Origin of the sequence: Bradyrhizobium sp. WBAH42, assembly GCF_024585265.1 — a bacterium.
Classification (GTDB): domain Bacteria; phylum Pseudomonadota; class Alphaproteobacteria; order Rhizobiales; family Xanthobacteraceae; genus Bradyrhizobium.
Genome location: NZ_CP036533.1, coordinates 4,240,256 through 4,253,919, shown reverse-complemented (window position 1 = coordinate 4,253,919; position 13,664 = coordinate 4,240,256). Strand labels below are relative to the sequence as shown.

The 13,664-nt window shown below is 57.8% G+C and carries 11 protein-coding genes; 4 read left to right on the top strand and 7 right to left on the bottom strand.

What is annotated here, in order from left to right:
- Positions 1-266: 266 nt before the first annotated feature.
- From rfbA to rfbC, 4 genes are read right to left on the bottom strand one after another with little or no spacing between them, the layout of a single operon-like run.
- Positions 267-1,154, bottom strand: coding sequence for a glucose-1-phosphate thymidylyltransferase RfbA (gene rfbA / locus DCG74_RS19720; protein ID WP_172784589.1), 888 nt, complete (start codon positions 1,152-1,154; stop codon positions 267-269).
- Positions 1,063-2,052 (bottom strand): dTDP-4-dehydrorhamnose reductase, encoded by a 990-nt coding sequence (rfbD, locus tag DCG74_RS19715; RefSeq protein WP_172784588.1) that lies wholly within the window; start codon positions 2,050-2,052, stop codon positions 1,063-1,065. Before rfbD ends, rfbA begins: the two co-directional genes overlap by 92 nt.
- Positions 2,053-2,059: 7 nt before the next feature.
- Positions 2,060-3,118, bottom strand: coding sequence for a dTDP-glucose 4,6-dehydratase (gene rfbB, locus DCG74_RS19710; protein ID WP_172784587.1), 1,059 nt, complete (start codon positions 3,116-3,118; stop codon positions 2,060-2,062).
- A 13-nt stretch (positions 3,119-3,131) separates the two neighbouring features.
- Positions 3,132-3,689: a dTDP-4-dehydrorhamnose 3,5-epimerase gene (gene rfbC / locus DCG74_RS19705; RefSeq protein WP_172784586.1), complete on the bottom strand. Its 558-nt coding sequence runs from the start codon at positions 3,687-3,689 to the stop codon at positions 3,132-3,134.
- A 352-nt stretch (positions 3,690-4,041) separates the two neighbouring features.
- On the opposite strand from rfbC, the gene DCG74_RS19700 reads away from it, so the two are divergent.
- The 3 genes from DCG74_RS19700 (at position 4,042) to DCG74_RS19690 (ending at position 10,083) form a co-directional block, all read left to right on the top strand.
- Positions 4,042-6,378, top strand: a complete 2,337-nt coding sequence (locus tag DCG74_RS19700) for an AAA family ATPase (protein WP_172784646.1) — start codon at positions 4,042-4,044, stop codon at positions 6,376-6,378.
- A gap of 76 nt (positions 6,379-6,454) precedes the next feature.
- A complete protein-coding gene (locus tag DCG74_RS19695) occupies positions 6,455-8,467 on the top strand; it encodes a hypothetical protein (protein ID WP_172784585.1) in 2,013 nt (670 codons plus the stop codon).
- Between the two features lie 146 nt (positions 8,468-8,613).
- On the top strand, positions 8,614-10,083 hold the full coding sequence (locus DCG74_RS19690; RefSeq protein WP_172784584.1) for an exopolysaccharide biosynthesis polyprenyl glycosylphosphotransferase: 1,470 nt from the start codon (positions 8,614-8,616) through the stop codon (positions 10,081-10,083).
- Between the two features lie 54 nt (positions 10,084-10,137).
- On the opposite strand, the gene DCG74_RS19685 is transcribed toward DCG74_RS19690, so the two are convergent.
- Positions 10,138-10,506 carry an H-NS family nucleoid-associated regulatory protein gene (locus DCG74_RS19685; RefSeq protein ID WP_172784583.1) on the bottom strand — a complete coding sequence of 123 codons (369 nt, stop codon included), beginning with the start codon at positions 10,504-10,506 and terminating at the stop codon, positions 10,138-10,140.
- A 607-nt stretch (positions 10,507-11,113) separates the two neighbouring features.
- On the opposite strand from DCG74_RS19685, the gene DCG74_RS19680 reads away from it, so the two are divergent.
- Entirely contained in the window at positions 11,114-11,497 is a 384-nt protein-coding gene (locus DCG74_RS19680) for an H-NS family nucleoid-associated regulatory protein (RefSeq protein WP_172784582.1), read from the top strand.
- Between the two features lie 33 nt (positions 11,498-11,530).
- Here DCG74_RS19680 and DCG74_RS19675 read toward each other — a convergent pair whose 3' ends face one another.
- On the bottom strand, positions 11,531-12,556 hold the full coding sequence (locus tag DCG74_RS19675) for a nucleotidyltransferase family protein (protein ID WP_172784581.1): 1,026 nt from the start codon (positions 12,554-12,556) through the stop codon (positions 11,531-11,533).
- A 37-nt stretch (positions 12,557-12,593) separates the two neighbouring features.
- Complete coding sequence (locus tag DCG74_RS19670) at positions 12,594-13,634, bottom strand: serine/threonine protein kinase (protein ID WP_246708751.1); 1,041 nt, start codon at positions 13,632-13,634, stop codon at positions 12,594-12,596.
- Between the last annotated feature and the right edge of the window lie 30 nt (positions 13,635-13,664).

Sequence of the window (13,664 nt, the reverse complement as noted above, 5' to 3'; positions counted from 1 at the left end):
ACTGGCCGATCAACGAGCCGCGGAGCCCAGAGGCCAAGTGCGTCGAAACCCGCGAAAGCGCTCACGAACGGCGATTCCGGCCAAAGGGCTGGAATATCCTCCCCCCAAACGTACCGAGTTCCCCGGCCGAAGGCGTTCGCCTTTTGAACCAGCATGACCATACCGATTAAATAAATAATCGCCTCTCTATATTTTAATTGCCTTTTAAACTGCGGTCAATTCAATACACATAATTTAACTCGGTTTCGAATATCGACTGAGTGGCGCTAGCGCGGGACGAATTGCGGCAGTCGCATGATTTCGCTGAGATATTTGCCGTAGCCGCTCTTCTCCAGCGGTTGCGCCAGCGCAAGAAGTTGATCGCGATTGATGAAGCCGAGCCTGAACGCGACCTCCTCGAGGCAGGCAATCTTCATTCCCTGTCGCTTTTCCAAGGTCTGCACGAACGTCCCTGCATCGATGAGAGATTCGACCGTGCCGGTATCCAGCCACGCAAATCCCCGCCCCATGCGTTCAACGTGGAGCGCATTGGCCGAAAGGTAACGCATCTGAAGATCGGTAATCTCGAGCTCGCCGCGCGCCGATGGCTCGACGCGGCGAGCGTAGCGAACGACGCGGTTGTCGAAAAAATACAGCCCCGTGATCGCCCAGTTCGAAGCCGGCCGTTTGGGCTTCTCCTCGATCGACACCGGGCGGTCCGCTTCATCAAACGCGACCACGCCATATCGTTCTGGGTCTCGCACGTGATAGGCAAAAACCGTTGCGCCTTCTTCGCGACCTGCTGCCCTGGCAAGCAATTCGCTCAGGCCGTCGCCGAAGAAAATATTGTCTCCAAGCACCATCGCTACGCGATCGTTTCCGATGAAGTCGGCACCGACAATGAACGCGTCCGCGAGACCGGCGGGTCGGGTTTGTTCCGCGTAGCTGAGCCGGATACCCCATTGGCTGCCGTCGCCCAGCAATCGCTCGAACTGACACCGGTCTGAAGGCGTGGTGATGATCAGAATTTCGCGGATCCCTGCCAACATCAACGTCGACAGCGGATAGTAGATCATCGGCTTGTCATAGATCGGGAGCAACTGCTTGCTGACCACGCGCGTGATCGGATAGAGGCGCGTTCCGCTGCCGCCAGCCAGCACGATTCCCTTCAGCATCGGTTTCTCCTTCTCCGACCAGCTGGTCCAGACAAGCTTGAAGTGAATGGCGCCAAGGCGCCAAGCGAATCCCGAACACGCGTTCGGCCTTGGATGAGTCAAGGCGCGAGTTCCGAGGTCGACGCGCAGCGGTCGGAAATTGCTCGGTCGTGATCGCCTCGAGCGCCCGAATCCGGGCACCGCGACGGGAACACTCGTGGAAGATTGCCTGCGCAAAATCGTGCCAGCTTGCCTCGCCTTGGCCACCGAGATGAAAGATGCCGGCCGTGGCCCTGCGATCGTCCGTTACTGACCGTTGTGCGATCCGGAGGACGGCGTCTGCAAGGTCGAACGCGTAAGTCGGGTTACCATGCTGGTCACTGACAACCCTTACGACCTGCTGCGTCTCGCATAGCCGCAGCATCGTTCGGACGAAGTTGCTGCCATAGGGACTGTAAAGCCAGGAGCATCTGATCACGGTCGCGAGCGGGTGCGCTGCCAATACAGCAGCCTCCCCGGCAAGCTTGGAAGCGCCGTAGACGTTCAACGGCGCTGGAATGTCGCTTTCGTCGTACGCATCCGGTTTCGCACCGTCGAAGACATAGTCGGTCGACAGATGGATGAGCGGAATGTTCAGTTGCCACGCGACATCCGCCAGCGCGGCCGCGCCATCACGATTGATGCTGAAGGCCCTCGCTGCTTCAGATTCGGCCTGATCTACCGCCGTATAGGCGGCCGTGTTGATGATTGCAGACGGCCCGATCGACGCAATGAGCTTGTCGATCCCTTCCCGGTTCTCTAGATCGAGTTCTGGGCGCCCGAGAGCCACCGCAGGCAAGCCGCGCACTGTGGCAAGATCACGAAGGCACATTGCCAGCTGACCATTCCGTCCAGCAAAGAGGATTGGTCGATCTGTCATCTTCACCTCAGCCTTGGGCCGCCAGGAGACCCAGACGCGAGCCGTCATAGACACCGCTGCGAGCACGCTCCCACCACGCTCGGTTCTTGAGATACCATCCGACGGTTTCGAACAGGCCCTGTTCGAAGGTTCTGGTCGGTTTCCAGCCGAGCTCGCGATGTGCTTTCGATGCGTCGATTGCATAGCGCGCATCATGGCCCGGACGATCCGGCACGAACGTAATCAGAGAACGTCTGCACCCCGCGCCCGGAGACAATCGATCCACAACGTCACAGATCCGGGTGACGACTTCCAGGTTGGATCGCTGGGCATCTCCGCCGAAATTGTACTTCTCGCCGGGCCTTCCTTGGTGCAAAAGTCGTATCAAGCCAGCGGCATGATCATCGACGTGAAGCCAGTCGCGGATATTCCTTCCGTCGCCATAGACCGGCAGAGGCTTCCGATCGATCGCATTGAGGATCGTCAGCGGGATGAGCTTTTCCGGAAACTGATACGGCCCATAGTTGTTCGAGCAATTCGACACGATCACGGGCAGGCCGTAGGTTCGAAACCACGCGAGCGCGAGGTGGTCCGAGGCGGCCTTGCTCGCCGAGTAGGGCGAGCTCGGCCTGTAGGGCGTATCCTCTCGAAACAAGTCGTCCGGTCCCAATGAGCCGTAGACTTCGTCCGTCGACACGTGGATGAAGCGGAAATGCTTCCGCCTCGAAGCTGGTTGACGTTCGTAGTAGGCTCTGGCCGCCTCCAATAGCGTGTAGGTGCCAACCACATTGGTATTGACGAAGGCTTGAGGTCCGTTAATCGAGCGGTCGACGTGGCTTTCGGCGGCCAAATGTATGATCGCATCCGGCTCGTAGTCGGCGAACGCACAATCCATAGTCTCGCGATCGCAAATGTCGGATTGCAGGAACACATAGGTCTCCAGCCTCTCGATGCTCGCGAGCGACGTCAGGTTGGCTGCGTATGTCAACTTGTCGATGTTGATCACTGCGGCACCCACCTGGAGCGCCAAACGGCGACAGACCGCAGAACCAATAAATCCCGCTCCGCCGGTCACCAAGATACGCATACTACCGCCTCCACTAGTCGAAAACGCAACCGAGCTGGCTGAGCGTAGGAAGGGCCTGGTCCTTTGGCGACACCTGGGCTTCTGAGGGCCTCACGGGCCACTCGATCGCTAACGTTGAATCGGCCCAATAGACTCCACCGTCGTGACTTGGGGCATAGACCTGGTCGACTTTGTATAAGACGAGGGTCTTGGGCTGCAGCGTACAGAAGCCGTGCGCGAATCCCTTCGGAATGAACACCTGCTCGCCGCTTTCGCTATCCAACTGGATCGCGATGTGCTTGCCGAAGCTGGGCGATGAACGCCGAAGGTCAACTGCAATATCCAGAATCGCCCCACTCAACACCCGTATCAACTTCGCCTGGGCGAAGGGCGGCCGCTGGAAGTGCAAGCCGCGCACCGTGCCGATCCGATCCGAGCTGGACTGATTGTCTTGAACAAAGTCATGGAGAATTCCCTTCTCTGCAAACGCTGATCGCTGGAAGGTCTCAGAGAAGTAGCCGCGGGCGTCGGAAAACCGATCTGTGCGAATGACTTTGACATCAGGGATCGCCAAGGATCGCAGTTCCAACATTGGGTACCCTTCTGCCCTCTCAATTCAGATCGGGCTTCGATAAGGTGGACCATAATCCCCGTCGAGATTAATTTTCCACCCTCACAATCCACCACGAAAACGGTCGCACGATTTCGGCGGAAGCCATTAGACCAGATGTAAGTCACGGAAGAATTTGGGAATTCGCGAACGCACGCCTAAGCAAAACCGCCAGGACCTGCATTTTCCATCTCCGCCTCGATTAATATATTGTTTATTTAATTTGGCAAGTGAGTTTTTATAAGGTATATAATTCGTACTATCTCGCAGATCGCTTTAAATGCCGCCTGCGGGCGGGCGGCCGCAACGTGACCAATCGTCGGACAGGTACGTGATGCTTCAGAACAATCTTCAACATGCGGATAGGATGCGGCTGCCGGTGAACGGACCGGCTCAACCCGCCCAGGCAGACGGCGGAGGAATCACCGACGTCATCAATTTCGGCATCGGGCTTCTACGGCGCCAGTATCTCGTGATCCTTGTTACTGCCGTACTCGCCACTGCGGCCAGCCTGCTCTATCTCCGTTTGGTTTCTCCAACCTATACGGCACAGGTTCAGATCCTGTTGGCCAATCCCAGGCCTCAGTTTGTCCAGCAGCAGTCACTCGTCGCCGAGCCGGCCTTCGATCTCAGTCAAATCGACACCCAGCTTCAGCTCCTGAGATCAAAGGCCAATGCGGTTGCGGTAATCGAGCAGTTGAAACTGGCCGACGATCCGGACTTTAGTGCATCCGGCCTCTCTTTGCAGGCGCTCTGGCAACGAGTTTGGCCATGGGCCTCGACTAAATCGAAGAAGGATGCGCCACTCGAGACGAATGGCGAACCATCGGACACTCTCGTAGACGCATTCCTCAGTCGGCTTTCCGCTGGACGTGTCGGGTACAGCCACGTCATTGAGATCAGCTTCAGCTCGAGCAGCGCAGCTCGAGCCGCGGAGATCGTGAATGCGATTGCCAACACTTATGTTGCAGACCAGCTCAATGCAAAATTCGAGGCCAATCGCAAGGCAACCAGCTGGCTGCAGGAGAGGCTGCGTGATCTGGGCGACCAAGCCCTCGCCGCGCAACGTGCCGTCGACGTCTACAAGGCTCAAAACAACATTGTTTCTCTGGGTGGGAAACCCATCGACGAGCAGCAGATCACGGAGATCAACAATCGATTGGCCGCCGCACGTGCTCAGACATCTGAAGCCACGGCCAAGTTGGCTCGTTATGAAACTCTCCTTGCCATCGACCCGAAAAAGCCGTCCTCGATAGACAATCTGGATGCTATCGGGACCGATGCGCTGAACAGCCAGATCATCACGGGGCTGCGCCAGCAATATCTGGAGCTCACCAGACGTGAGGCCGAGTTGGCCGCGAGGGTCGGTCGTGACCACTTGGCAGTCGTCAATATCCGGAACCGCGCGCGAGAGTTCCGCGTCTCAATTTTTGACGAGGTCAGGCGACTTGCCGAGGTCAGCCGAAGCGAATTCGAACTGGCCAAACAGCGCCAGGAAGAAATCGAAAAGCAATTATCCAAAGCCGTTTCGCAGTCCCGTTCGGTCAATTCTGCTGAGCTGACCATCAAGGACTTGGAAAGCAGGGCAAAGGGCCTGCATAGCTTGTACGAGACTTTCCTTCAGCGCTACATGGGCTCCACACAGCAGGAGACGTTTCCCACCTCGGATACGCGGGTACTTTTTCCGGCTTCGCCACCGGCGAGCAAGAGCAAGCCGAAAACAAGGTTGATCCTGGCATTTGGCATTCTCGGTGGTCTCGCGCTGGGCATCGGCTTGGCGCTCCTCCGAGACCTCATGGACCGCGTCTTTCGGACCTCTTCACAGGTGGAAACCGTACTGGAGTTGCCTTGTCTGTCTTTGGTCCCGTTGTTGCCGGCCCGCAAATCTCCCAAGCCACCAATCCGCCTCCAGAAAACCGACGATGATGTTCAGCGACGGATCTCTTCGTCTCCAGCCGCAATTCATCAGACGGTGGTCGGGATGCCGCTATCTCGATATACGGAGGCCATTCGTTCCATAAAGCTAGCCATCGACCACAATCCGGCGAAAATCTCTTCCCAGGTCATCGGCATTACCTCTGCGTTACCGAATGAGGGAAAGACCACGATTGCAGCTTCGCTCGCGCAATTGATCGGACACACCGGAAAGAGAGCCATTATCGTCGATTGCGACCTCAGGAATCCCTCGCTGACCGGCATCTTTGCGCCCAAGGCGGCCTGCGGCATCATCGAAGTTGCAAACGGTAGCCGGTCGCTCGCCGACGCTGTTTGGAGGGACCCGACGACCAATCTTGCATTTCTGCCCGCCGTGCGTCGGGGACCTTTGCTCCACACCAGCGAAATTCTTTGCGCGGACTCGATAAGCAAACTCTTCGACCGTTTACGGGCCGAGTATGACTACGTCATCGTCGACCTTCCGCCCTTGACACCGTTGGTGGATGTTCGAGCCACTTCATCTCTGATTGACTGCTACATTCTCGTTGTCGAATGGGGCCGGACCAAAATTGATGTAGTGCAACACGCACTGCACACGGCACCAAACATTCACGAATCTCTGATTGGGGCAGTTCTCAGCAAGACCGATACCAAGGCGATGGCTCGATATGACGGACATCGGAGCTACTATTACCATGATAGCCATTACATCCGTTATGGTCTTTCTGGCTCTTGAGGCTGGTTCATAGCGGCCTACCCGTTAGCTGGCCCAAGGGACCAGCGGAGTGGCCGCACCACACCACGGTGTTTACATGATGGTCCGGCTTGTCATATTGGCCGAGTTGGTGGCGATTGCCGCGGCGTTCGCAATGCCGGAAAGCCTGCAAGGCTGGGTGTTGATGTCGTTGGTACTCGCAACGGCGGCGCTAATGGTCGCGATCTTTCTACCGCCCTCCTCCCTCGGGCTTGCCAGACTGCTCCGTCCTAGTCTCGTCGCTGTACTCGCGGCTCCGGCGCTCTGGATGGCCTTGCAGGCGGTGCCGATGCCGATTGGCAAACTCGGCAATCCCATTTGGGCAACTGCATCGGCGACCTTAAACGAGCCCCTCGCTGAAAAAATCACAGTCGACACCACGGCGACCATGTTCTCGCTCGTGCAGTATTGCGCTGTGCTCGCTTCAGCTCTCATTGCTGCAGCCATTGCGCTTGACCGATATCGCGCAGCGCAACTGCTACATATTCTGCTGTCGATAGCCACAATCGTTACCGCCATGTGGTTCGGCAGGGAAATAGCTGGTGTGGCTGGGCCCGACGGCTCAACCATCGCGGTGCTCGGTGTGTTGCTCTCCTGCGCAACGGCAATTCGTGCGGTCGATCAGGTACTCCGACGCAGTCGGCCAGGAACAATTGCGCTAAGCCCGCTCCCTGCGCTGTCCGCCGCGATCATCGCAATGATTATCTGCATGGCCGCGCTGCTCATTCGAGCCAACTCAACTGCAGTCGTCGCGGCCCTCCTCGGCTCAGAAATCTTGCTCTCGGTGTTCGCGGTTCGCAGGTGGTTCCCGGGATTGTGGGGTACTGCTGGCGTCCTTGCAACTGCCACGATTATCTTCATTGCCACGGCTACGGTCATTCCCTTCAGAACGAACACCGATCTGACGATCGTCTTGTCAACGAGCAGTCAGGCCGCAACAGAACGGATGCTGCAGGACGTCGCGCCGGCAGGATCCGGTGCGGGTGCTTCGACGGTACTTTTGCCGATTTACCAGGACGCTGGAGTTGGCGAATCGCCAGAAAGGCCAACCGCCGCCGCCACGATCGTTATAGACATGGGGTGGACTTTTCTCTGCGCGCTGGTGGTTGCTGCGTTGCTCTGCGCTTCTATTCTGATCAGACGTGCTCTGTCACGTACTTACGATTACGTCTTCCCAGCGCTGGGCGCCGGCGCTTTGATTGCAGTGACGATACTCGCGTTTTCCGATCATGGAATTCTTGGTTTAGGAGCATCGCTTCTGGTCGCTGCGCTTTTTGGCCTGGCCTTCGGTCAAAGCCTCTCCGGCGCAGAACGTGACGCCATATCGTCTGAGACGAAAGCGACGTCCGACCAAATTGCAAATCAAGCACCTGCGCCTCGCCGAAGGTTGACCTCAGCGTCAGTCACCATTTGGCCCCGCGTTAGCCTGATGGTGCTTGGTATTGTGTTGATCGTGCAGGCAGCATGGATGGCGCTCCCCGACCGGTACTTCGGTGCAAGATCGTCTTTGCCGTCAGTTCTTTCGACTGCAGCGGCAGGGCCGAACGCGATGTCGAAGACGGTTTCCCTCGCGGCAGCGCGTGAAGACTTATGGATCCGCGGGGGACCAAGCTTTACCCGGGATTCGGCTCTGGCTGCCGACGAGCAAAGGACGGCTCCTCCCATGACTTCGGACGAGTTTGCTCGTGCATTGCGCTCTTCGCCGCTCCGCGGTGACATTTGGCTCCTGCTCGCGGCGACGTCGAAGCACAGTTCGCCCCAGCCCAGCACGGCAGCGATGCTCAGAATGTCATACTATACCGCGCCGAATGATTTGGACCTGCTTCCGTTGCGCGTATCGGTCGCGCTCGCCGCAGATGCCATGGTGCGGGACACTGACCTGCGTGAATTGATCAAACGGGACGTCAGCCTCGTCGTTAGACATCGGCCTGCCCTCAAGCCAGCCCTTGTGACCGCTTACCGGTCAGCCTCGGCTGATGGGAAGATCTATCTCGAGGGCCTGATTTCGGAACTCGATCCGGCGTTCCTCGACCAGGTGCACGCGCGGAGTTCCCGCATGGGTTCTCGATAATCTCAAGAGCCGCGAGCTCAGCCCAAGCCACGATCGCAGATCGGCGACAAAGGGGCACACGTTATTAAATAGGCGGAGTTGCGGATTTTACTTGATAAACCCCTTTAATTAATAAATAATTAATATTAAATCGCAGAGCCCCGGCCATGAATTTCGTGAACCGACATTTCCCCGATCGGGAGGTTACGGATCGTATCAGTCCCGAAGCGACAGTATCCCCCGAGCCCAAATGGCCCCTCCGTTATGACGCGGTCGAGCACGTAGTGCTGGGTGCTGATATTGCGACCATCCTATTTGCGAGCATCGTCTCCACGTTGCTGTACCAAGCGCAGAATGGCCAAGCCGCGGCCAACTTGGGCAACGCGCTTGGCTTGGCGCTGGTTAGCGCGGTTTGTCTCGTTTGCCTGCTGAAGGCCTACGGGCTTTATCAGCCGGTTGAACTCCTCGCGCTCCGAAATCAGATCCGCGCGGTCTGTTTGGCTTGGATGTCTTCGGTGCTTTTCATTTTGGCGGTGTTCGGCTTCGCAATCCGCCCGGAGAGCTCTCTGCACCGAGGCCTGCTCTTCGCCGTCTTGGCCCTGGGCTTACTTTTGGGTGAGCGGTGGGGAGTTAAGGTGCTTCTCGGGAGGGCCCTGAGCGGCAGGAAGTTCGCCAATACGAATATTGTCCTGATCAGCGATCAACCCTTGTCGAAGAACGTGGGATTGTCCGAAACCTTGTCGATGCACGGGTATCTCGTCAAAGAAAGGTTCAGCTTGCCTCCGTTCGGATTCGGTCCTGCCTGCCGAAGGCGGCTCACGGCCCGTGTCATCGACCACATCCGCACCTACCGGCTCGATCAGGTGGTGGTGGAAGCTGACCCGGAGCGATGGCCCGAATTGCGAGCCTTTGTTGCCGATTTGCGCGTTTTGCCGTTCCCGATCATTTTCGTGCCCGTCGGCACAACGTCCGAATTGCTTCGACACCCTAAGCGAAGTCTTGGAAGTGCCGTTTGTGTAGAACTCCAGCGTGGCCCCCTGACGCCGCTGGAGCGCGCGATTAAGCGGACGATTGACATTATGGGGGCTGGCCTCTGCCTGGCGATGCTCGCCCCGCTGCTTGCGCTGGCTGCAGTCGCGATCAAGCTGGATTCTCCCGGCCCTATATTCTTTCGGCAGCAACGCTGTGGCTTCAACGGCCGAATATTCTTGATCCGCAAATTCCGGACCATGCATGTGCTCGAGGACGGGCCTGTAATCCTCCAGGCCAACCGCGCCGATCGACGCGTTACCCGCGTCGGCAAATGGCTGCGCCGGACGAGCTTCGATGAACTGCCACAGCTCCTAAATGTTCTCGACGGCAGCATGTCGCTGGTGGGCCCGCGTCCTCATGCCGTGGCTCACGACAGTGAATTTGACAAGCTCGTGCGAAACTACGCGCTCCGCCACCGGGTCAGGCCAGGATTGACCGGCTGGGCCCAAGTCCATGGGTGCCGGGGCCCCACCCCTACAGCAGTCATGGTCGAAACACGTGTCCAGTACGACCTCTGGTACATCGACAATTGGAGTATTCGACTGGATCTCGCAATCCTGTTGCGAACTCCTATGGAAGTATTGCGAGGGCGCAATGCCTACTAGGCTCGATCTCGACGTAAGGCGCCGAGCTGCACCAGTTCGTGGCGCAGCAAGTTCTCACGCCCGCTGCCGAAGCTTCGGAGCCGCCTCTCCGATGCGAAACTCCTCGATCCGCCGGCCCGATTTCATGGCAGCAACCAGCCAACGCGGTCGCTTGCCGCGTCCCGACCAAGTTTCGGAAGTTTGCGGGTTACGATATTTCGGCAGTACACGCGGATATTTTCGTCTCTGCTTGCCGTTGGGAGAGACGCCCAACCCGCTCGTTTCGGCTAACGCAGCCATTCCGCCGCCGAGAACCGCCAGACGCTTCTCAAGTTCCTGCTTTTCCGCCTTTATCCGATCCGACAAAATGCCGCTAATCTCCTCATGAAGCGACCAGAGATCATCAAGGGACATCGCTTCTAGTTCGAGCTTCTTGGTCGACATACTGGCATCCTGTGGTTGCGCCCATTTAATACAATCCCGGCCTAGTAATCAAGAAGCTAGGTTGGGTCGGTGTAAAAAAAACGTGGAACCGAATGGTCGGTGCTCCACATAGCTGCGTCGCCGGTTCCAATCAAGACTAAAAATGTGATTATCCGCTGAATTTAATAGCGGTTGCAGTAACAACACGCGCTGCGCGAGTATCGAGACGCGGTTCAAGCGAGGGGCGTCTCATTAAACGGAAAGCGGAGCGCGAGCTCGCTCTGCTCCGCCGCCCCGTCGGCAACGTCAGCATTTGTAGCTTCGACGCCTCGATATCGGCCGCTGCGGCCGAGGGCGCGATAAACCGATTGATCGCCGCTTGAGGACGGATCAGTGGACAGTCGCGAATCTCCAATGCTTCTCTTCGAGGCTCAGGCAAGGTTTTCTCGCCCGCAATAAATACATGAAAATAATCCTCGCAATATATATTAAATAATATATTATTTATTTATTGTCGTGGCAATTTTGAAGACCAAGCCTTGCTCCCCTGCCCATTGTTCGCCGCGATCTTCGACGTAGGTGACAGACAGGTACGCAAGGTGCCGGTCGAACGGTGACGAGAATGCTTATGCGCAGGCAGGATCTCGAAGCCATGGATTTTGAAGAACTTTGGCTCCTCCACGAGGAGCTGACGAAGATTCTTGCTGAAAAGATCACAGCCGAAAAGCGGGAATTGGAAAAGCGCCTTGCGCAACTCAATCAGCCGGATCAATTCGCCGGGGCGGAGGGCGGGGCGACAACGACTGGCTCAAGTCAGCCCCCTCGTCGCAAATACCCGAAGGTCGTTCCGAAATACTTCAATCCCCTCAAGCCCACAGAGACCTGGTCTGGGCGTGGCAAACAGCCGCGCTGGTTGGTCGCAGCGCTCCAATCAGGGCACACGCTGGAGGAGTTCAGGATTCGCGAGAACGGCGAAGCGCCGAGCCGGAATGCTGGTGGTCACGAGCATTGATGGCCCTGCCGCCCGACCGAACGCATTTGTGATCTAGACCTTCCCTGCGCGCTCCGCGAAGGCCGCCTTCAACAGGAACTGCACGGTGTCCACCCTCGGTAGGGACCACAGTCCACGCGGATGCACAGCGGCTTGCCCGGCGCCGCGTGCCGCTTTCCGATGATTTCCGAGATCCAGTACCATCATTGCGAGGAAGGGAACGCGTGTAGCCGGAAAACGTGCCTGCATCACCTGTCGCATGAACTGGAGGCGAGGAATCAGTCGGGAGCGCAACGCATGCGGAATGTCGACGCCAAGCAGCTCGGCAAGAGCGATCAGCTGAGTTTCGACCGCGTTCCTCATCAAGTCGCTCGAGGCAAGAGAGGTCAGCTTCTCCCAATCGAGAGGTTCGGCGGAAGCGTTTAGATCGCGCAATTCAACAAGGTGCCGCAGGTCGAGGTCGCCGAGCCAATAACCATAGTCCTGAAACTGATCGTGGACGATCAACGTGACCGCTTGGAAGATAGGCGTGGGGATATATACGCTTGCCCGTCCGAGCGGCGCAGGAACACAATGGTTCAGCACATGCCCGAAGTTCTGGTAGAGGTACGCAGGCCCTGGAGCTGCCTCTTGCAGGTCGATGGACCCGACGTCCTGCGGGCGATTCAGATCGACATGCCATCTCCGGCTTTCGGGAGGGGTCTGCTCATGAATATCGTAACCAATTCCACTTAGCGCGGCGACTGCCGTTCTGGCGTCGTCCGGCATGACCATGATGTCCAGATCGGACATAATCCGAACGCCTCTTCGCGCCTCGGGCGCGGTCGCCAGTGTCGATGCCCCCTTGAGTAGAACCGGCGTAATGCCGTGACCATTCAGAGCAACGACGGCCTCTTCGAGTTGAACGACGAGGCGGTCATTGCGCAACCCATTTCGGCGGTGGATATGGCGAATATAGGCGCAGACGTCCTCCGGCAGCATCGATGCGAATTTGTCGACAAAGTCGATGAGCGCCGGCGTCGTCAGGGTCTGATTTGCAAGTCCGATGACGGACGTCCACTCTACTTCGACCGGCGGCATGCCCCGCAAGCAATTGCAGAGGCTCGTGAGCGCGCTGCTATGCCTTGCCATTGCACAATTCCCTAAGCAGATGCCGAGCCTCTCCAGCCTCGCAGTAGGTTAGTTGAAGCGATTTCGCGCCCGCGACCATCCGCTTTAGAGCATAAAAGCCAGTCTGCGACAGTTTACCATCGCTGGAAAATGCGTTCTCGATGAGCCGCTTCATCGAATCCAAACGATCTATTGCGGTCAGTTCGGCCGGCCCGCTCGCGACCCGGTTCAAGAAGATGATCCAGCCTGTGGAGAAGCATTCGTTCTGCGCATCCGGAATGGGTACGTACCGCACCCGAACGCCGTCGGAGCGGCAATGCGTCGCGTCGTAGCGGTCGCCATGTAGTCGCGAGAGCAAGTCCCACGATCCTTCCTTGAGGGTGATCGCAAACGGGACTCCGCAGATCGTTCCGTCGGCGCCAACCAGCGCGACGTCATCGCCTGCGTACCGGAATCCGGCGTCCACCAGCTGCAGCGTGAGGGTAGATTTTCCAGCTCCCGGATGGCCGCATAACAGCAGGCCCATGCCGTCTTTCACGAGAGAAGCGGCATGTAGGGAGAACACCCAACGATCGCTTCGAATAAGCCGCTCGGTGACGTGAGCTTTGAGCATAGGGGCCAGTGCTTCGACTTCGCATCTGGAAATGCTAGAATCCTCCGCGCGCAGGAACACTTGCTCATCCAGCATCATTGCCTCGATCGCGATGTCGCCGTCGCCGCCGGCACTCTGGTCCGAAACACAAAATGGCGACAGCAGCCGTCTCAAGAGGTCCCGATTTGCAGCCCGGACGCTTATTTTGTGCCGACCCAGATGAGCTGAGATGACGCAATCGGTCGGCATTCGCCAATCGACTTCGAGCAACGCTCGATCGATCCAGACATCTACGGCCTGTCGCGTGAACTGGCGTGCCGCGTGCTCGTCAATGCCTTGCGCTGCGAGCGCCCGATAAACGTCTCCCAGCGAGGCGCCTTCCCCCAATTTACACCAGATGAATGCCCCTACTCGGTCGAGTTCAAAGATCTTCTGCCCGGCTTCGCTGAAGATCATTGCTCGGCCATCCAACAGCGCGAATACTGC

Coding starts and splice junctions, on each gene's coding strand:
- rfbC (WP_172784586.1), bottom strand. CDS start 3,689: ATGTTGGAACTGCGATCCTTGGCGATCCCTGATGTCAAAGTCATTCGC.
- DCG74_RS19680 (WP_172784582.1), top strand. CDS start 11,114: ATGCGCAGGCAGGATCTCGAAGCCATGGATTTTGAAGAACTTTGGCTC.
- DCG74_RS19700 (WP_172784646.1), top strand. CDS start 4,042: ATGCTTCAGAACAATCTTCAACATGCGGATAGGATGCGGCTGCCGGTG.
- DCG74_RS19690 (WP_172784584.1), top strand. CDS start 8,614: ATGAATTTCGTGAACCGACATTTCCCCGATCGGGAGGTTACGGATCGT.
- rfbA (WP_172784589.1), bottom strand. CDS start 1,154: ATGCTGAAGGGAATCGTGCTGGCTGGCGGCAGCGGAACGCGCCTCTAT.
- DCG74_RS19685 (WP_172784583.1), bottom strand. CDS start 10,506: ATGTCGACCAAGAAGCTCGAACTAGAAGCGATGTCCCTTGATGATCTC.
- DCG74_RS19670 (WP_246708751.1), bottom strand. CDS start 13,634: ATGATCTTCAGCGAAGCCGGGCAGAAGATCTTTGAACTCGACCGAGTA.
- rfbD (WP_172784588.1), bottom strand. CDS start 2,052: ATGACAGATCGACCAATCCTCTTTGCTGGACGGAATGGTCAGCTGGCA.
- rfbB (WP_172784587.1), bottom strand. CDS start 3,118: ATGCGTATCTTGGTGACCGGCGGAGCGGGATTTATTGGTTCTGCGGTC.
- DCG74_RS19675 (WP_172784581.1), bottom strand. CDS start 12,556: ATGCCGCCGGTCGAAGTAGAGTGGACGTCCGTCATCGGACTTGCAAAT.
- DCG74_RS19695 (WP_172784585.1), top strand. CDS start 6,455: ATGATGGTCCGGCTTGTCATATTGGCCGAGTTGGTGGCGATTGCCGCG.